This window comes from Nocardioides sp. BGA-UO-ETr-FS32, from assembly GCF_059567905.1.
Map to the genome: position 1 here is coordinate 506,713 of NZ_JCAQOX010000013.1, position 17,540 is coordinate 524,252.

At 71.4% G+C, this 17,540-nt stretch carries 16 protein-coding genes; 11 read left to right on the top strand and 5 right to left on the bottom strand.

Annotation, left to right across the window (positions count from 1 at the left end; translation table 11 throughout):
- Positions 1–36 precede the first annotated feature (36 nt).
- The 3 genes from AC57BS_RS07625 to AC57BS_RS07635 are packed head-to-tail and all read left to right on the top strand — an operon-like array spanning position 37 to position 2,874.
- The gene (locus AC57BS_RS07625) at positions 37–909 is read left to right on the top strand and encodes a hypothetical protein (RefSeq protein ID WP_496410832.1); all 873 of its coding nucleotides are present in this window, start codon (positions 37–39) and stop codon (positions 907–909) included.
- A 55-nt stretch (positions 910–964) separates the two neighbouring features.
- Positions 965–1,900 carry a bifunctional riboflavin kinase/FAD synthetase gene (locus tag AC57BS_RS07630; RefSeq protein WP_496410833.1) on the top strand — a complete coding sequence of 312 codons (936 nt, stop codon included), beginning with the start codon at positions 965–967 and terminating at the stop codon, positions 1,898–1,900.
- Positions 1,897–2,874 carry a hypothetical protein gene (locus AC57BS_RS07635; protein WP_496410834.1) on the top strand — a complete coding sequence of 326 codons (978 nt, stop codon included), beginning with the start codon at positions 1,897–1,899 and terminating at the stop codon, positions 2,872–2,874. The genes AC57BS_RS07630 and AC57BS_RS07635 overlap by 4 nt, the downstream gene beginning before the upstream one ends.
- Before the next feature lie 119 nt (positions 2,875–2,993).
- Here the strand turns inward: AC57BS_RS07635 and AC57BS_RS07640 are convergent, their stop codons facing one another.
- Genes AC57BS_RS07640 through AC57BS_RS07655 form a run of 4 tightly spaced genes read right to left on the bottom strand, consistent with a single transcriptional unit; the run spans position 2,994 to position 7,073 of the window.
- Positions 2,994–3,236, bottom strand: a complete 243-nt coding sequence (locus tag AC57BS_RS07640) for an HPr family phosphocarrier protein (RefSeq protein ID WP_496410835.1) — start codon at positions 3,234–3,236, stop codon at positions 2,994–2,996.
- Positions 3,237–3,280: 44 nt separating this feature from the next.
- Positions 3,281–5,359, bottom strand: a complete 2,079-nt coding sequence (locus AC57BS_RS07645; protein WP_496410836.1) for a PTS fructose transporter subunit IIABC — start codon at positions 5,357–5,359, stop codon at positions 3,281–3,283.
- Positions 5,356–6,309, bottom strand: a complete 954-nt coding sequence (locus AC57BS_RS07650; RefSeq protein WP_496410837.1) for a 1-phosphofructokinase family hexose kinase — start codon at positions 6,307–6,309, stop codon at positions 5,356–5,358. Before AC57BS_RS07650 ends, AC57BS_RS07645 begins: the two co-directional genes overlap by 4 nt.
- Positions 6,306–7,073 carry a DeoR/GlpR family DNA-binding transcription regulator gene (locus AC57BS_RS07655; protein WP_496410838.1) on the bottom strand — a complete coding sequence of 256 codons (768 nt, stop codon included), beginning with the start codon at positions 7,071–7,073 and terminating at the stop codon, positions 6,306–6,308. Before AC57BS_RS07655 ends, AC57BS_RS07650 begins: the two co-directional genes overlap by 4 nt.
- A gap of 87 nt (positions 7,074–7,160) precedes the next feature.
- Here AC57BS_RS07655 and ptsP point away from each other — a divergent pair, with 87 nt between their 5' ends.
- From ptsP to AC57BS_RS07685, 6 genes are all read left to right on the top strand, one after another.
- Complete coding sequence (gene ptsP / locus AC57BS_RS07660; protein ID WP_496410839.1) at positions 7,161–8,852, top strand: phosphoenolpyruvate--protein phosphotransferase; 1,692 nt, start codon at positions 7,161–7,163, stop codon at positions 8,850–8,852.
- 41 nt (positions 8,853–8,893) lie between these two features.
- Positions 8,894–10,633, top strand: coding sequence for an alcohol dehydrogenase catalytic domain-containing protein (locus AC57BS_RS07665; protein ID WP_496410840.1), 1,740 nt, complete (start codon positions 8,894–8,896; stop codon positions 10,631–10,633).
- Positions 10,634–10,773: 140 nt separating this feature from the next.
- Positions 10,774–12,291 carry a PTS mannitol transporter subunit IIBC gene (locus tag AC57BS_RS07670; RefSeq protein ID WP_496410841.1) on the top strand — a complete coding sequence of 506 codons (1,518 nt, stop codon included), beginning with the start codon at positions 10,774–10,776 and terminating at the stop codon, positions 12,289–12,291.
- 173 nt (positions 12,292–12,464) lie between these two features.
- On the top strand, positions 12,465–12,899 hold the full coding sequence (locus tag AC57BS_RS07675; RefSeq protein WP_496410842.1) for a PTS mannitol transporter subunit IIA: 435 nt from the start codon (positions 12,465–12,467) through the stop codon (positions 12,897–12,899).
- A 167-nt stretch (positions 12,900–13,066) separates the two neighbouring features.
- Positions 13,067–13,417: a PadR family transcriptional regulator gene (locus AC57BS_RS07680; RefSeq protein ID WP_496410843.1), complete on the top strand. Its 351-nt coding sequence runs from the start codon at positions 13,067–13,069 to the stop codon at positions 13,415–13,417.
- Entirely contained in the window at positions 13,414–14,496 is a 1,083-nt protein-coding gene (locus AC57BS_RS07685; RefSeq protein WP_496410844.1) for a DUF1700 domain-containing protein, read from the top strand. The genes AC57BS_RS07680 and AC57BS_RS07685 overlap by 4 nt, the downstream gene beginning before the upstream one ends.
- Here the strand turns inward: AC57BS_RS07685 and AC57BS_RS07690 are convergent.
- Positions 14,483–16,603: a molybdopterin-dependent oxidoreductase gene (locus AC57BS_RS07690; protein ID WP_496410845.1), complete on the bottom strand. Its 2,121-nt coding sequence runs from the start codon at positions 16,601–16,603 to the stop codon at positions 14,483–14,485. The two genes, AC57BS_RS07685 and AC57BS_RS07690, sit on opposite strands and share 14 nt — an antisense overlap.
- Positions 16,604–16,719: 116 nt before the next feature.
- Here AC57BS_RS07690 and AC57BS_RS07695 point away from each other — a divergent pair, with 116 nt between their 5' ends.
- Positions 16,720–16,986, top strand: coding sequence for a DUF6458 family protein (locus AC57BS_RS07695; RefSeq protein WP_496410846.1), 267 nt, complete (start codon positions 16,720–16,722; stop codon positions 16,984–16,986).
- A gap of 192 nt (positions 16,987–17,178) precedes the next feature.
- Positions 17,179–17,454: a 30S ribosomal protein S15 gene (gene rpsO / locus AC57BS_RS07700; RefSeq protein WP_135840703.1), complete on the top strand. Its 276-nt coding sequence runs from the start codon at positions 17,179–17,181 to the stop codon at positions 17,452–17,454.
- Positions 17,455–17,540 lie beyond the last annotated feature (86 nt).

A 17,540-nucleotide genomic window follows, 5' to 3' on the forward strand; every position in this document is an offset into this window, starting at 1 on the left:
TCGCAGGGTGCGGCCCGGCGCTCGAGGAGGCATCCCATGTTCGTCCATCGCATCGCCGCATCCGCCGTCAGCGTCCTGGTGCTGACCGCCGGTGCGCTGACAGGGACCACGGCCGGAGCCGCCGGTGCTGCTGCACGGGAGACAGCAGCCGGCACCGTGTCGGTCAGCATCACCGCCGCCCACAACGTGGTGATGGCCACCACGATCCAGCCCGGCGTCAGCCAGTTCCGGGTGACGACCGAGGCCAAGCGGTCGGGCTTCCAGCTGCTCCAGCTCGCTGAGGGCTACACCCTCGAGGCCGCCATCGCCGACATCGACGCTGGCCTGGAGAAGGGCAGGCTCAAGGCATTCAAGCGGTTCGAGGCCAACGTGACCCTGCTCGGCGGCGTCAACCTGCTGCGGGGGAAGATCGGCAAGCTCACGGTGAACCTGCCGGTCGGCACCTACTACGCCGCCGACATCGAGAGGAACCGGCCGTCGGCGTTCACCGCGTTCACGGTCGCGGGCGCCGACACCGGTGCAGCCATGCCGTCGGGACCCACGGTCAGGGCGGTCGGCGGCGCCAGCTGGTCCAAGCGCCCGAAGACCATCCCCCGCCGGGGCATGCTGACCTTCGAGAACTTCAGCTCGAAGAACCACTTCGTGGGCCTGGTGAAGCTGCAGAAGGGCAGGACGGCCAAGGACTTCGCGGCGTGGCTCGACGGCCTCATGGAGGGCGAGGAAGGTCCGCCGCCGGTCAACTTCCGCGTCGGCTTCGACGGTGGTGTGGTGTCGCCCGGCCAGACGGTGGCGATGAACTACCGCCTGCCGAAGGGCGACTACGTCCTCGTCTGCTTCTGGCCCGATGCCTCGATGGGCGGCATGCCCCACGCATTCATGGGCATGTTCCGCGGCATCAAGGTCGGCTAGCGACAAGCAGACCCGGCGACGCGGGGTGCGGGCCCCGCGTCGCTAGGCTGCGCAGGTGCAGATCTGGCAAGACGTCGACGACGTGCCGGCCGACCTCGGCCGCACGGTCGTCAGCATCGGCAACTTCGACGGGGTGCACCTGGGCCACGCCCACGTGCTCCGCGAGGCGCGGGCGACGGCGCAGCGGCTGGGCATCGACACCGTGGTGGCGGTGACCTTCGACCCGCACCCCATGGCGGTGCTGCGGCCCGAGCACGCCCCGCCCACCCTCACCTCGATCGAGACCCGCGCCCGGCTGCTCGAGGCCGCCGGGGTCGACGCGATCCTCGTCGTCGGCTTCGACCGCGAGATCGCGTCGTGGTCGCCGCAGGACTTCATCGACCGGATCCTCGTCGACTCGCTGCACGCAGGTGCAGTCGTCGTGGGCGCCAACTTCCGCTTCGGCAACAAGGCCGCCGGCGACGTGGCCACCCTCGTCGAGGCGGGGAAGAGCCGCGACTTCGAGACCGTCGGGGTCGCCCTCGACGGCGGGCCCCAGGTCTGGAGCTCCACCTACGTCCGCCAGTGCCTGGCGACCGGTGACGTCGCGGGGGCGGCCGAGGCCCTGGGGCGGCCGTTCACCGTGCGCGGCACGGTCGTCGAGGGTGACAAGCGCGGGCGCGAGCTCGGCTACCCGACCGCCAACGTCCCGCTCCCGCCCGTCGACGCGGCCCCGGCCGACGGTGTCTACGCCGGGTGGCTGACCCGGCTCGACACCGGCGAGCGGTTCCCGGCCGCCATCTCGGTGGGCACCAACCCGACCTTCGACGGTGAGCGCGACCGTCGAGTCGAGTCCTACGTCCTCGACCGCGACGACCTCGAGCTCTACGAGGTCGAGGTCGAGGTCGCGTTCGTCGAGAGGCTGCGCGGGATGGTGAAGTTCGAGGGGATCGAGGCCCTCGTGCAGACCATGCACGACGACGTACGCCGCGCGCGGGACCTGCTGGCGTGACCGGGGACCGTGCGGCGGTCGAGGCGTGGTTCCTCGCCCACGGGCTGCCCTACTTCGTCGCGGAGGAGCGGGCGGCTGCCCGTGCCGGGCTGCGGCCGAGGCGGCTGGTGTCCCTGGCCCTGGTCCTCCTCGGCCTCGCTGCGGGTGCCGGACTGCTGGCCTGGCTGTCGGACACCTACACGGCCGGGCCGGCCCTGTGGCTCTCCGTCACCGTCCTCGCGCTGCTCTGGTACGCCGCAACGGCGCTGCACGCGCGGCCCATCCTCGGCTTCGCCCTGTCCCGCACCCTGGGAAGCCTGCGGTTCATCGCACCGATGGCCTCGCGGGCGCTGCCGCTGCTCCTGGTCTTCGTGACGTTCCTCTTCGTCAACGCCGAGGCCTGGGAGATGACCACCAACCTGCCCTTCGGGCTGCTGTGGGTCACGGTGCTGCTGATGTTCGGCCTCGCGGTGCTGTTCCTGCTGGTCCGGCTCCCTGAGGAGGTCGACCGCGTCGACGACGAGGTGGACGACGCCTTCGTCATCCGCGCCTGCGCCGGCACGCCGCTGGAGGCTGCCAGCCGGGAGGTCGCGGCCGACCCCTCGATCGACCCGCAGGCCCACGCCCAGGTCTCGGGCTTCGAGCGCTGGAACCTGATCCTGGTCCTGCTGGTGATCCAGGCGGTGCAGGTGCTGCTGCTGGCGGTCACCGTCTTCGTCTTCTTCATGATGTTCGGCTCGCTGGTGATGGAGACCAAGACCCAGGAGTCGTGGACCGGCCGCGACTTCATCCAGGCCGCGCCGTTCCTCCCGCACGTGTCGCTGTCGCTGATGAAGGTCTCGCTGTTCCTCGCCTCGTTCAGCGGCTTCTACTTCACGGTCTCGGCCGTCACCGACGAGACCTACCGCCGCCAGTTCTTCTCGGTCGTGGAGAGCCAGCTCGAGCGCGCGGTGGGGATGCGCGCCGTCTACCTGGCCTCCCGCGCTCGCGACTGACGCACGCGGCTGCCGTACGCCCCCGGACGCGCCGATGGGCGGTGCACGAGCCACCTCCGCGACGTACGGGATGTGGCTGGCGCACCGCCCATCGGGCGATCAATGATGGAACAGCCGGGTCAGGCGTCGAGGTCCTGCTCGACCAGCGCGGCGATGGTGTCGACGGCGGCCTGGTCGTCGCCCGCCACCTCCACGGTGTCGCCGTTGCCGGCGCCGAGGGTCATGATCATCAGCGAGGAGCTGGCGTCGACACCGTTGATGGTGACGTCGGTGCCGAGCTCACCGGCCTTCTCGGCGATGATCGCGGCGGGACGGGCGTGGAGGCCGACGGCGGAGCCGACGACGACGGACTTGCTGGGCATGGTTCTCCTCGGTGGGTCTGGTTGGGCCAGGTGGGTGGAGTGGGTCAGACAGTAGCGACGTCGGTGTCGGCGTGGCTGGCGGTCTTGAGGATGACCACCAGTGCCGCGCTCACGAGCACCCCCGCGACGAGGGCGATGATGAAGCCGAGGATCCCGTCGACGGCGAAGAGGACGAAGATCCCGCCGTGCGGTGCCCGCAAGCCGACGTCCAGCCCCATGGACAAGGCTCCGGTGACCGCGCTGCCGGCCATGATCGACGGGATGACCCGCAGGGGGTCGGCCGCGGCGAACGGGATGGCGCCCTCGGTGATGAACGAGGCCCCCATCGCCCAAGCAGCCTTGCCGTTCTCGCGCTCCGGGACGGTGAAGAGCTTCGGACGGACGACCGTGGCCAGTGCCAGGGCGAGCGGCGGGACCATGCCGGCGAGCATGACGGCGGCCATCACCTTGAGCTCGGGCGCGTCGGTCGCGGTCGCGGCGGCACCCAGGCCGGTCGTGGCGAAGGCGTAGGCGGTCTTGTTGAGGGGGCCGCCCATGTCGAAGGCCATCATCAGACCGAGGATCACCCCGAGGATGATCGCCGATCCGCCCTGCAGGTTGTTGAGGCCGTCGCTCAGGGCCTCCATCAGGCGACCGAGCGGCTTGCCCAGGATGACCACCATGACGAAGCCGGAGATGAGGGTCGCGAGGAGGGGGATCACCAGCACCGGCATCAGGCCGCGCATCCAGGTGGGCACCTTCCACCTGGTGATCCAGAGGGCGACGATGCCGGCGAGCACGCCGCCGACGATGCCGCCGAGGAAGCCGGAGTTGAGCGTGCCGGCGATGGCGCCCATCACGAAGCCCGGCGCGATGCCCGGGCGGTCGGCGATGGCGTACGCGATGTAGCCGGCGAGGGCCGGGACGAGGAAGCCGAAGGCGGCGGCACCGAGGGTGAACAGGAGTGCGCCGAGGTAGGCGAAGAAGGCGCTGCCGCCGAGCGCGTGGTCGAGGCCGAGCTCGTTGACGTCGGGCAGGTTGAAGAACGTGTTGTCGACCGCGATCGTCTGGCCGTCGTTGACGATCTCGTAGCCGCCGAAGAGGAAGCCGAGGGCGATGAGGAGGCCGCCCGCGGCGACGAACGGGATCATGTAGGAGACACCGGTCATCAGGACGCGGCGGGCCGTGGCCCCGAAGGACTCCTTGCCACCGTCCGTGGCCCCGGCCTCCGACGCCGTGCCCTCGACCCTGGGGGCGCTGGCCGGGTCGGCGGCGTAGCGCAGGGCCTCGGCGATCATCGCGTCGGCGTCGTCGATGGGGCGCTTCACGCCGGAGCTGACCATCGGCTTGCCGGCGAACCGCGAGCGGTCACGCACGCCCACGTCGACGGCGAAGATCACCGCACCCGCGGCGGCGATCGTCGACGGCGCCAGTGGCGTCGAGCCGGCGGAGCCCTGGGTCTCGACCTGGAGCGCGACGCCGGCACGCTCGGCTGCCGCCTCGAGGGCCTCGGCCGCCATGTAGGTGTGCGCGATGCCGGTGGGGCACGCGGTGACGGCTACGAGGGACGTCGGGGTGCCGGAGGTCGCCGGGGCGGCCGGGGCGGCCGGGGTGGCCGGGGTGGCCGGCGAGGCGGCGGGGGCGGCGGCCGCTGCTGCGGCGGCCGGAGCCGCGGCCGCCCTCGCCGGCGCGGACTCGCCGAGCTCGTGGGTGACCAGGTCGACGACGTCCTCGTCGGTCTCGGCGGCACGTAGCGCGTCGGTGAAGGCCGGCTTCACCAGTGCGCGGGCCAGCTTGGTGAGGATGGTGAGGTGGTCGGCGTCGCCACCGGCCGGCGCCGCGATGAGGAACGCCAGGTCGGCCGGGCCGTCCTTGGCGCCGAAGTCGACGGGCGGCTCCAGCCGCGCGAACGCGAGCGTGGGAACCTCGACGCCCGCCGTACGGCAGTGGGGGATGGCGATGCCGCCGGGCAGGCCGGTGGCCGAGGTGGACTCGCGCGCGAAGGCGTCCTCGACCAGCTGGTCCTTGCTGGTGGCGCGGCCGGCGTCGTCGACGACCGCGGCGAGCGCTCGGATGACGTCGTGCTTGTCCGAGCCCCAGTCGGCGCCCAGCCTGACGAGTTCGGTGGTGATGAGTGCGGTCATGCTGTGCCTCCGAAGGCGGTGACGCCGACGAGGTCCGGGCGGACCTGCGACGGCTGGGGGATGGTGGTGCCGGGGAGACCTGCGGCGGCGCTGCCGTAGGCGACGGCCAGTGCCAGGCGCTCCGGGGCGGGCAGCCCCCGGATGTCGCCGAGCAGGTAGCCGAAGAGGCTGGAGTCGCCGGCACCGACGGTGCTGACGACAGTGGTGGGCGGCGGGGTGGCGTGCCACGCCCCCTCGGACGTGACGAGGACGGCTCCATTGCCGCCCAGCGTGGCCAGGACCGCGCCCACGCCGCGATCGATGAGCTGGCGCGCCGCCCGCGCCGTGGCGGCGGGGTCGGACTCGAGCTCGTCGGCGTCGGCGCCGGTGAAGGAGGCGAGCTCCTCGCCGTTGGGCTTCATCAGGTCGGGCGCCGAGTGCGGCAGCGCGTCGACCAGCGCCTGCAACGGCGCCTCGCTCGTGTCGACGGCCACCCGGCCGCCCACCTCGCGCAGGCGGCGCACGAGGTCGGCGTAGAAGGACGGCGGTGCACCCGCGGGCAACGAGCCCGCGAGCACGGTCCAGTCCGCGCTCGAGGCGCGGACCAGCACGGCCTGCGCCATGAGCTCGAGGTGGAGGGGGAGCACGGCGGCACCGGGGGAGTTGAGCTTGGTCGTGGTGCCGTCGGGCTCGGTGATGGTGAGGTTGACGCGTACGTCTCCTGCCGGCTGCACCGGCCGGCAGTCGATGCCGGCCCCGAGCAGCTCGAGGACGAACGGGTCGTCCTTGGCGGCGGGCACGACCGCGATGCTCGGGATGTCGGCGCTGACGGCGGCGCGGGAGATGTTGACGCCCTTGCCGCCGGCCTGCGAGGTGACCGAGGCGACGCGGTGGACCTGGCCGCGGCTCAGCCGGCCGTCGAGGGCGACCGTGCGGTCGACGCTCGGGTTGGGGGTGAGGGTCAGGATCATGCGACCACCACCTCGATGCCGGCGCCCTCGAGCGCCCTGCGGTCGGCGGCGTCGATGTCGCTGTCGGTCACCAGCACGTCGATGCTGTCGAGGGTCGCGAAGCGTACGGCGGTCTCGACCCCGAGCTTGGTGGAGTCGGCCAGCACCACGGTCTTGCGGGCGCACGCGATGATCGCGCGCTTGGTGGCCGCCTCGTCGCTGTCGGGCGTGGTGAGCCCGTGCCCCACGGTGATGCCGTTGGTCGCGACGAACGCGACGTCCGCGCGGAGGTCGGCGAGGGTGGCGACGGTGTCCGCGCCGACGGCCGCGTGCGTGGTGGGCCGGACCTTGCCCGGCAGCAGGTGCAGCTCGATCTGCGGCAGGCCGGCCAGCCGCGTCGCCACCGGCACCGCATGGGTGATGACGGTGAGGCGGTGGTCGCGGGGGAGCGCAGCGGCGAAGCGGGCGGTCGTGGTGCCCGCGTCGATGACCACGATGGAGTCGGGCGGCGGCAGCAGGGCGACGGCCGCGTTGGCGATCGCCTCCTTGGCCTGCGTGTTGGACTGGTCGCGCTCGACGATCCCTGATTCGATGACCGTGAGGGAACCGGCCGGCACGGCGCCGCCGTGCACCCGACGGACCAGCCCCATCCGGTCCAGGGTGGACAGGTCGCGGCGGACGGTCTCGGTGGTGACTTCGAACTGTTCGGACAGCTGGACGACGGACAGCCGGCCGCGACGACTGATCAGGTGAGCCATCGCCTGCTGGCGCTCTTCGGCGTACATCGGTCCACCTCCCGGGGAATCTGTGTATGTGTTGTTTTAGTACCGAATGTGTTGCTTGTCAACAACTGGGTGATCTACGGTGTGTCCATGACCACACCCGCGAGCTCATCCGCGAACTCCCTGAGCGGGACCCCGGTCGTGCCGGGCGTCGCCGCAGGGCCCGTCCTCCACGTGCGGGGGGAGGTGTCGCCCGACGCGATAGCCCGCTTCGGCGACGGGGACTTCGCCGACGCAGATGCCGCGCTGGCGGCGTACGACGAGGCGGCTGCGGCCGTCGCGGACACGTTCTCCGCCAAGGCCGCTGACGCCCAGGGCGCGGCGGCGGAGGTGCTGACGGCGAGCGCCGGCCTCGCGCGCGACAAGGGGCTGCGCTCCGCCGTCGCCAAGAACCTCAAGTCCGGGCAGGGCCCGGTCGCGGCCGTGCAGGGTGCGGTGGAGCAGTTCGCCACGATCTTCACCAACATGGGCGGCCTGATGGCCGAGCGGGTGACCGACCTGCGCGACATCGAGCGCCGCGTCGTCGCCCACCTCGTCGGTGAGCCGCCGCCGGGCGTGCCGACCCCGAGCGAGCCGTCGATCCTGGTCGCCGAGGACCTCGCCCCGAGCGACACCTCGGGGCTCGACCCCGCGCTGGTCACCGCGCTGGTCACCGAGCGCGGAGGCGCCACCAGCCACACCGCGATCATCGCCCGCCAGCTCGGCATCCCGTGTGTCGTCGGCGCCGCTGGGGTCATGGAGATCCCTGCCGGCACGTTCGTCGTGGTCGACGGCGAGACCGGCGTCGTCGAGCAGGGCGCCGACCCCGACGAGGCGTCCGCCCGCGTCGAGGAGAGCCGCCGCCTGCGCGAGGAGCTCGCCAGCTGGAGCGGCCCGGCGTCGACCTCCGACGGCCTGCCGATCAAGCTGCTGGCCAACGTCGCCGACGGGCCGTCCGCCGCGTCCGCCGGCACCGAGCCAGTGCAGGGGGTCGGCCTGTTCCGCACCGAGCTGTGCTTCCTCAACCGCAAGGACGAGCCCAGCGTGGAGGAGCAGACCGACATCTACTCCGACGTCCTCTCGCCCTACTCCGACGGTCGCTACGTCGTCGTACGCACACTCGACGCCGGGTCCGACAAGCCCATCGCGTTCGCGACCCAGGAGGGCGAGGAGAACCCCGCCCTCGGCGTACGCGGCCTGCGGCTCAGCTTCGGCAACCCCGGTCTCATGGACCGCCAGCTCGACGCCGTCGCGGCAGCTGCCGAGCGGACCGGCACCGAGACCTGGGTGATGGCGCCGATGGTCGCCACCGTCGCCGAGGCCGCCGACTTCGCCGCCAAGGTGCACGCGCGCGGGCTCAAGGCCGGCGTCATGGTGGAGATCCCCAGCGCGGCGCTCCTGGCCCACCGGATGCTCGAGGTCGTCGACTTCCTCTCGATCGGCACCAACGACCTCACCCAGTACGCGATGGCCGCCGACCGCATGGCCACCGACCTCGCCCACCTCACCGACCCGTGGCAGCCGGCCGTGCTCCAGCTGATCGCGATCACCGCGCACGCCGGCACCGAGGCCGGCAAGCCCGTCGGCGTCTGCGGCGAGGCCGCGGCCGACCCGCTGCTGGCGACGGCGCTCATCGGCATGGGCATCTCGTCGCTCTCGATGGCCGCGCGCGCCGTACGCCCCGTCGGAGCGCAGCTGGGCAAGGTCACCCTCGAGACCTGCGAGGCCGCCGCCGAGGCCGCCCTCGGCGCCCCCGACCCGATGGCGGCGCGGGCCGCGGTCCGCGAGCTGCTGGGGCACTGAGCCCTCATCCCTGGCCTCAACCACCTCACGACGGAGGAAGCATGACATCAGCGTACGACCGGTACCGCGCGGCCGACCTCGAGCTGCCCGAAGCTGCCTGGGCCTGGAACCTGTGGGGCGCGGGCGAGGAGAACATGGGCAAGGACGACCAGCCCGAGCTGCTCCCCATCCCCGAACCCGATGCCGACCACATGCTGGTGCGCATCGACAGCGTGGGCCTCTGCTTCTCCGACGTGAAGATCATGCGCCAGGGCGGCAGCCACCCGAAGCTCTACGACCGCGACCTGTCCCAGGAGCCCACCCGGCTGGGGCACGAGGTGAGCCTCACCGTCATCGAGGTCGGGGACAACCTCAAGGACCGCTATCACGCCGGCCAGCGGCTGGCCGTGCAGCCCGACATCTACCAGGACGGCAAGAGCACCGCCTACGGCTACACGATCCCCGGCGGACTGATCCAGTACCACCTCATGGGTTCGGAGATGCTCGACACCGACGACGGTGCCTGCCTGCTGCCCCTCCCCGACACGATGGGCTATGCCGAGGGGTCCACGCTGGAGCCGTGGGGTTGCGTGATGGCCGCCTACACCCAGCGTCGCCGTCTGGAGCCCAAGGCCGGCGGGACCATGTGGATCGTCGGCCGGCCCGGGGACGAGCGGGAGTACCTCTTCTCCTCAGGGCTGGACGCTCCGGCCACCATCGTGATGACCGACGTGCCGGCCTCGGTGGCGAAGCTGGTGGAGCGCACCTCGGCCACCACGGTCGTGCGCGACGGCATCGACACCGATGACTACCAGGCGCTGGTGGACGAGCTGACCGACGGCGCCGGCTTCGACGACATCGTCGTCCTCGATCCTCGTTCCGCCGCGACGGTGGGTGCCGTGGCCCAGCACATCGCCCGGCGGGGCACCCTCAACATGGTCGGCGAGACCGCCCTGGACGGCTTGGTGGACACCGACGTGGGCCGTCTGCACTACGACTACACCGCCTATCTCGGCGGCCGGGGTCCGGACATCGCCGCTTCCTACGGAGAGGCGCGCAACCGCTGTGACCTGCGTCCGCAGGGCACGACGGTCTTCGTGGGCGCCGGTGGTCCGATGGGGCTGATGCACGTCCAGCGCGCCATCCAGCAGCCCGACGGCCCCCGCACGATCGTCGCCACAGAGGTGAGCGACGAGCGCCTGAAGAGCCTCGAGGATCGTCTCGCCCATCTGGCGGAGAGCAACGACTGCGAGCTGCTCACCTTCAACTCCCAGACCGCGGACCAGTCCCTCCACGACTACGTCATGGGGATCACCGACGGCCGGGGGGCAGACGACGTGGTGGTCAGTGTCCCGATCTCCGCCGTGATGGCCGAGGCCGACACACTGATGAACTCCGACGGCATGCTGGTGTTCTTCGCCGGCGTTCCCAACGGCACGCTGGCGCCGCTGAACCTGAGCGCGGTCTACCTGGACAATGCGCAGTACACCGGGACGTCAGGTTTGACCATCCACGACCAGCAGCAGGTGGTGGACCTGGCCAACCAGGGTGCCCTCTCCCCGGGATCCATCGTCGGCGCCGTCGGCGGCATGCGGGCGGCCAAGGACGGCCTCCAGGCATTGGTCGAGGGTCGCTACTCCGGGAAGGTGCTGATCTTCCCCCAGATCCACGACCTCCCCCTCATGGGGCTCGACGAGCTGAAGGAGACGCTGCCGGACGTCGCCGAGAAGCTGGGACCCGGCGACACGTGGAACGACGAGGCGGAGAAGGCGCTCTTCGACAGTCAGCTGGGTAGCCGGTAGGGACCCTCCGCTGGGTAAAGCCACAGATTCGGGCACGAAATCATGCCCGAATGCTTGGCAACGGGCCCGTTCGTGCGGTTTAATCCAAAGATCGTGTGATGGGGATCACCCCCCGTCGAGCTCTCATGGAGGACACAAGCATGGCGACCACCACCTCGAATCCCGCGGCTCGAACCGGCGCGCGGGTCCACGTGCAGAGGTTCGGCACGTTCCTCTCCAACATGGTCCTGCCCAACATCGGCGCCTTCATCGCCTGGGGCCTGATCACCGCCCTGTTCATCGAGAACGGGTGGCTCAACCTGGGCGGCGGCGACAACGCCTGGCTCGCCCCCGACAGCTGGGTGGCCGAGTTCGGCGGCTGGGGTGACTTCGCCGGCGGCGGCATCGTCGGCCCGATGATCACCTACCTGCTGCCGCTGCTCATCGGCTACACCGGCGGCCGGATGATGTACGACGACAGCATCCGCGGCGGCGTGGTCGGCGCGATCGCCACCATGGGCGCCATCGCCGGCGCCGGCGTGCCGATGTTCCTGGGCGCGATGATCATGGGCCCGCTGGGCGGCTGGTCGATGAAGAGGCTCGACGCCATCTGGTCCCACAAGATCCGGCCCGGCTTCGAGATGCTCATCAACAACTTCGCCGCCGGCATCTGGGGCATGGTCCTCGCCGTCGTCGGCTTCGTGGTGGCCGGACCGTTCGTCACGTGGTTCAGCGCCCGCGCCGAGGAGGTCATCGACTTCCTCGTCAGCAACAGCCTGCTCCCGCTGACGTCGGTGTTCATCGAGCCGGCCAAGGTCCTGTTCCTCAACAACGCGATCAACCAGGGCATCCTCACCCCGCTCGGCACGGCCGAGGCCACCCGCGAGGGACAGTCGATCCTGTTCCTGCTCGAGGCCAACCCGGCCGCGGGCGCCGGCCTGCTGCTGGCGTTCATGTTCTTCGGCAAGGGTGCGGCGAAGGCGTCTGCCCCCGGCGCGCTCCTGATCCACTTCGTGGGCGGCATCCACGAGATCTACTTCCCCTACGTGCTGATGAAGCCCAAGCTGATCCTCGCGATGATCGCCGGCGGCATGACGCAGATCTTCATCAACCTGGTGTTCGACTCCGGGCTCCGCGCACCGGCTGCGCCGGGATCCATCATCGCGGTGCTGATCCAGACCCCGGGTGCCAGCTATGTCGGCGTCATCCTGTCGGTCATCGGTGGTGCTGCGGCATCGTTCGCCGTCGCGGCCGTCCTGCTGAAGATGGACAAGGACGAGGAGGAGGGAGACCTCACCGCAGCCACGGCGAGCATGGAGTCGATGAAGGGCAAGAAGTCGATCGCCTCCTCGACGCTCGGCGGCGGCACGGCCACCGAGACCCGTGAGATCCGCACCATCGTGTTCGCCTGCGACGCCGGCATGGGGTCCTCGGCGATGGGCGCCTCGGTCCTCCGCAAGAAGATCCACGACTCCGGTCACACCGAGGTGACGGTGGTCAACAAGGCCATCTCCAACCTCACCGACGACGTCGACCTGGTGGTCACCCACCAGGACCTCACCGACCGGGCCCGCCTGAAGACCCCGTCGGCCGTCCACGTGTCGGTCGACAACTTCATGGGCAGCCCGAGGTACGACGAGATCGTGGAGCTGGTCCAGGAGAGCAACAACCCGGCCTGACGGCCGCACCCGGATGCACCTCACGTCGAGCCCGGCTCTCTCTCCCCCGGGAGGGCCGGGTCCGACGTTCTCGGGCCCGATCCGTCACCTCGACGGTGTGGTCTGATGAGCAGCACCTGACTGACACCCCCGACTGACAACCACCACGACACCTGCGAGGAAAGAGGCGCCAGATGAGCGACGTACTGAGCCGGGAAGCGATCGTGCTCGGCGGACAGGCCAAGGACCGCGACGCGGCCATCACCGAGGCGGGCCAGCTGCTGGTCGCAGCCGGCGCCGTCGACGAGGCGTACGTCGACGCGATGCACGAGCGCGAGACGTCGGTCTCCACCTTCATGGGCAACGGGCTGGCCATCCCGCACGGCACCAACGAGGCGAAGGCGCTGATCCGCCACACGGCGATCTCCTTCATCCGCTACGACGAGCCGATCGACTGGAAGGGCAGTCCCGCGACGTACGTCGTCGGCATCGCCGGTGCCGGTGACGACCACCTGACGGTGCTCCAGGCGCTCGCCGGCGCGTTCACCGACGACGCCAGCATCGCCGCACTCGACGCAGCCCAGACCCCGGACGACGTCCTCGCCGTTCTCGGCGACGTCAGCGCCTGACGTACGTCGCACAGCGATCCGCCACGCCCGGTAACGGGTCCGTCCTCGCACTCCCGCCCCCACTGATGGGGGCGGGAGTGCTCTTTTGGGCAGTTGCCGCCGCTGGGTGGGACACGCGGGACCTGTGCCACGCGTACTACTGCGGGATGCGTAGTAGTGTGCGTCGCATGGATCAGACCCAGCTCCTCAAGGGAGTGCTCGACCTCGCGGTCCTCGCCGTGGTGCAGCACGAGGACGGCTACGGCTACGACATCGTCCGGCGCCTGCGCGACGGCGGCCTCGCCGAGGTCGGCGACGCCTCGGTGTACGGCACCCTCCGTCGCCTCTACGGCGCCGGGGCGCTGACGTCGTACGTCGTGCCGTCCGAGAGCGGCCCGCACCGCAAGTACTACGGCATCACGTCCATCGGTCGCGAGCAGCTCGCCCGCCAGCGCGACGACTGGCACGCCTTCGCCACGACCCTCGACGGGCTCCTCGCCGGACCCGCCGCCCCCGCCGCCCGAGGAGCCAGCGCATGAACACCACCGAGCTGCCCGTCCGCCCCGACGTCACCGCCTTCGTCGCCCGCGTCCGCGAGCTGCTCGCCGACCTCCCCGAGGAGGACCGGCTCGAGCTGACCGAGGGCCTCGAGGCAGACCTGACCGACCAGGTCGCCGAGGACGGCGGGGGAGCGCTGGGCGACCCGGAGGCGTACGCCCGGGAGCTGCGGACCGCGGCGGGCTTCGACCCGGCGCCGCGCCGCCGGCTGCGTCCCGTGAGGGGGGTCCCGCTGCCGGAGCGGCTCGACGCCGTGCGCGCCTGGTGGGACACCCAGGTCGACCGACCGCGCGTCGCACCGGTGTGGTCGGTGGTCGCCGCGCTGCGTCCCGCCTGGTGGGTCCTGCGTGGCTGGATCGCCGCCGTGCCGATCTGCGTCGCGGTCCCGGGCTACCAGGTCTGGGGCTTCACCTGGCTCCCGGGCGTCGCCAACGAGGTCGGCCTCGCGGTCCTCGCGGTCTGCGTCGTGCTCAGCACGCTCGTCGGCATGGGCCGCCTCTGGCCCGGGGCGACCACGCCCGGAGCCCGGGGACCCGCGGCCAGGGTCACGCTGCTCGCGCTCAACGTGCTGGCGCTGTGCCTGGTCCCGCTGGTCGAGCAGAAGTTCCAGGACGCCGAGTGGGCGCAGGCGCGGGAGTACGGCTTCGCCGACACCTCGTGGGTGCAGGGCGAGGGCGTGGTGAACCGCGGACGGCAGGTCTGCAACATCGCGGCCTACGACGCCGACGGTCAGCCGCTGACCGGCGTGCAGCTCTTCGACCAGGCCGGACGCCCGCTCGAGGTGCGCTGCCCTGGCCAGCAGGACCGTACGGTCCCGTGGATGCTCGGCGACGTCACGCGGTGGAACGTCTTCCCGCTCGGCGAGCGGGCCTTCCCGGCTCGGCGTGCCGCGCAGCGTGAGGACCTCGAGGGAGCGGCCTTCCCCGTCCCGGACCGCGCGACCACCCCCGCAGTGACCAACCCGCTGGTGCCGGCCGAGTCGGAGCCGGCTCCCACGGGGACGAAGGACGGCGACCGCCGAGAGGGCGAGCGCCGGGAGCGCGACGTCAGCAGGCGGTGACCACGACCGGCACGCCGTTGAGGGCCGCGTTGCCCGACACGTCGAGCAGCTCGGGGTCGGTGAGGTCGTTGACCGAGACGCCCGGCACCTCGCGGCTGCGAGCCATCAGCACACCGTCGCCGGCGTGGCCGTAGCCGTGGGGGAGCGACACCACGCCTGGCATGAGGTCGTCGGAGGCGGCGACCTCGACCTCGACCGAGCCGACGCGTGAGGTGACGCGTACGAGCCCGCCGTCGGCGATGCTGCGCGCGGCGAGGTCAGTGGGGTTCATCAGCAGGTGGTGTCGTGGCCTGCCCTTGGTGAGCCGCTCGGAGTTGTGCATCCACGAGTTGCAGTCGCGCTGGTGGCGCCGGCCGATCAGGAGCAGGTCGTCGCCGGTCGGCGCAGGGACGGCGGCGAGCCGCGCGACGTCCGCCACCACCAGCGCCGGCGCGAGGTCGAGGCGCTTGCCCCTCGACGGCAACCGGTCTGGCAGCTGCCCGCCGCGCAGCGGCCCCAGGTCGATGCCCGCCGGGCGGGCGCGCAGCTTCTTGAGGGTGACCCCGCTCGACCCGCGACGCAGCAGCTGCCCGACGAGGAAGGTCGGGCTCGCGGTCAGTCGCGCGCGCTGCACCAGCCGCTTCTTCAGCGGTGCCTTGCGGTCCAGCCGGGCGGTCGTGCGCAGCGTGATCTCCCGGAAGATCTCCCAGTCGTGGCGCTGGTCGGGCCCCTTGTCGAACACCGCGGGGGTGAACCGGGCCGTGTCGCGCACGGCGAGCAGGTGGAAGACCAGGTCGTAGTGGTCGCGCTCCAGCACCGTCGTCGGCGGCAGGATCACGTCGGCGTGGCGCGTCGTCTCGTTGACGTAGATGTCGACCGCCGCCATGAAGTCGAGGCCGCGCAGCGCGGCGTCGAGCCGGGCGCCGTCCGGCGTCGAGAGCACGGGGTTGCCGGCGACCGTCAGCAGTGCTCGGACCTGGCCCTCGCCGGGCGTCTCGATCTCCTCGCGCAGTGCCGCGACCGGCAGCTCGCCGGCGGTCTCCGGCAGGTCGCGCACCCGCGAGCGCCACGCGTCGTGGTGACCGCGGCCGATGAGCCCGGTGCCGACCGCGTCGATGGCCGGCGTGGTGAACATGGCGCCGCCCGGTCGGTCGAGGTTGCCGCTGAGGACGTTGAGGCAGTTGACCGCCCACTGGCACACCGTCCCCCACGGGCCGGCCGAGACGCCGATCCGGCTGTAGACCACGCCCGCGTCCGCGGCCGCGAGCTCGTGGGCCAGCCGCCGGACCTCGGTGGCTGGCAGGCCGCTCATCGCCTCGGCGCGCTCGGGCGTGAACTCCGCGACCAGCTCCACCACGGTGTCGACCCCGTCGACGTACGATGCCGGCGTGGGGCTGGTCTCCGTGGTGAGGACGTGCAGCATCGCGAGCAGCACCCACGCGTCGGTGCCGGGCCGCACGAAGTGGTGCTCGTCGGCCACCTTCGCGGTCTCGGTGCGGCGCGGGTCGAGGACCACCATCCGGCCGCCGCGCGCCTTGAGGTCGCGCACGCGCTGGGGGAAGTCGGGCACCGTCATCAGGCTGCCGTTGGAGGCCATCGGGTTGCCGCCGACGACCAGGAACCACGAGGTGCGGTCGATGTCGGGGATCGGCAGGAACAGCTGGTGGCCGAACATCAGGTGCGCCACCAGCTGGTGGGGGAGCTGGTCGACGGAGGTCGCGGAGTAGCGGTTCCTGGTCCGGAACGACTTGAACATCGCCGTGCCGTGGGTCATCGAGCCGAGGCTGTGGGCGTTGGGGTTGCCGAGGTAGACGCCGAGCGCGTCGTCGCCGTGGTCGTTGACCACCCGGGCGATGTTGTCGGCCACCAGGTCGTACGCCTCGTCCCAGCCGATCTCCTCCCACCGGGCGTCCACGCCCTCGCCGACGCGACGCACCGGGCGTCGCAGCCGGTCCGGGTCGGCGTACACGTCCGCGATGGCGACGCCCTTCGGGCAGACGTGGCCGCGCGACAGGGGATCGGCGCGGTTGCCGCGCACGCCGATGACCTCACGCCCCTCGATCGTCAGCTCGAGGCCGCAGATGGCCTCGCAGAGGTTGCACACGCCGATCCGCTTCTCCGTCGCCATGGGGCGATCGTCGCACGGAGCACCCCGCAGGGGGGTGACACGAGACGGCTGGCAGGCCAGACTCTGCCGCGCCCGGTCCAGACCGGGCCGCATCCCCCAACAGAATGGAGCACGTCATGGGTTTCGGAGGGCCGATCGGCCTGATCGTCGTGGGTCTCATCCTCGCGCTGGCCTTCAACCAGCAGCAGGTGGGTCCCCTCGAGGTGACCACCCTGGGCTGGATCCTCGTGCTGGCAGGTGTGCTGTGGCTGGTGCTCACCGTGGTCCAGCAGAACACCAAGCGGCGCCACACCACCACCGCCACCAGCACGGACGCGCACGGCCGCCAGGCCACCACGCAGCGGACGGACGAGTCCGACCCGCCGCCCCCGCCGGCCGTCTGAGGACCGCCGCGGACTGACCCGAGGGTCTCGTACGTCCTCCGAGCGCGGCGCGGATTGGGCCGCAGGTCCGGCGCCTCGATATGCTTCTGCGGTTGCCCGGAAGGGTGACACGCCGTCACGACGGCCGCGGAACCAGAGTGCCCCGGTGAACAGGCCCGGGCGCGCCGCGCAACGAGAACCGAAGGAGCCCCCATGTCGATTGGTACCGACGCGGAGACCAAGAAGAAGATCATCGCCGAGTACGCCCTGACCGAGGGCGACACCGGTTCCCCCGAGGTCCAGATCGCGCTGCTCAGCCACCGCATCTCGCACCTCACCGAGCACCTCAAGACGCACAAGCACGACCACCACAGCCGTCGTGGCCTGCTGCTCCTCGTGGGCCAGCGCCGTCGTCTGCTCAACTACCTGCAGAAGACCGAGATCGAGCGTTACCGCTCGATCATCGAGCGCCTCGGCCTGCGTCGCTGATCGCGTCAGGAGCGGCTCCCCGCCACGGGGGGCCGCTCCTCTCACATCCGGGATCGGTCGCGCTAGTGTCGACCCGGAACAACTGA

Excerpts from the sequence above, each read along its gene's own strand:
- AC57BS_RS07645 (WP_496410836.1), bottom strand. The coding sequence starts at position 5,359 with ATGACCGCACTCATCACCACCGAACTCGTCAGGCTGGGCGCCGACTGG.
- AC57BS_RS07670 (WP_496410841.1), top strand. The coding sequence starts at position 10,774 with ATGGCGACCACCACCTCGAATCCCGCGGCTCGAACCGGCGCGCGGGTC.
- AC57BS_RS07655 (WP_496410838.1), bottom strand. The coding sequence starts at position 7,073 with ATGTACGCCGAAGAGCGCCAGCAGGCGATGGCTCACCTGATCAGTCGT.
- ptsP (WP_496410839.1), top strand. The coding sequence starts at position 7,161 with ATGACCACACCCGCGAGCTCATCCGCGAACTCCCTGAGCGGGACCCCG.
- AC57BS_RS07640 (WP_496410835.1), bottom strand. The coding sequence starts at position 3,236 with ATGCCCAGCAAGTCCGTCGTCGTCGGCTCCGCCGTCGGCCTCCACGCC.
- AC57BS_RS07625 (WP_496410832.1), top strand. The coding sequence starts at position 37 with ATGTTCGTCCATCGCATCGCCGCATCCGCCGTCAGCGTCCTGGTGCTG.
- AC57BS_RS07675 (WP_496410842.1), top strand. The coding sequence starts at position 12,465 with ATGAGCGACGTACTGAGCCGGGAAGCGATCGTGCTCGGCGGACAGGCC.
- rpsO (WP_135840703.1), top strand. The coding sequence starts at position 17,179 with ATGTCGATTGGTACCGACGCGGAGACCAAGAAGAAGATCATCGCCGAG.
- AC57BS_RS07695 (WP_496410846.1), top strand. The coding sequence starts at position 16,720 with ATGGGTTTCGGAGGGCCGATCGGCCTGATCGTCGTGGGTCTCATCCTC.
- AC57BS_RS07665 (WP_496410840.1), top strand. The coding sequence starts at position 8,894 with ATGACATCAGCGTACGACCGGTACCGCGCGGCCGACCTCGAGCTGCCC.
- AC57BS_RS07685 (WP_496410844.1), top strand. The coding sequence starts at position 13,414 with ATGAACACCACCGAGCTGCCCGTCCGCCCCGACGTCACCGCCTTCGTC.
- AC57BS_RS07690 (WP_496410845.1), bottom strand. The coding sequence starts at position 16,603 with ATGGCGACGGAGAAGCGGATCGGCGTGTGCAACCTCTGCGAGGCCATC.
- AC57BS_RS07650 (WP_496410837.1), bottom strand. The coding sequence starts at position 6,309 with ATGATCCTGACCCTCACCCCCAACCCGAGCGTCGACCGCACGGTCGCC.
- AC57BS_RS07680 (WP_496410843.1), top strand. The coding sequence starts at position 13,067 with ATGGATCAGACCCAGCTCCTCAAGGGAGTGCTCGACCTCGCGGTCCTC.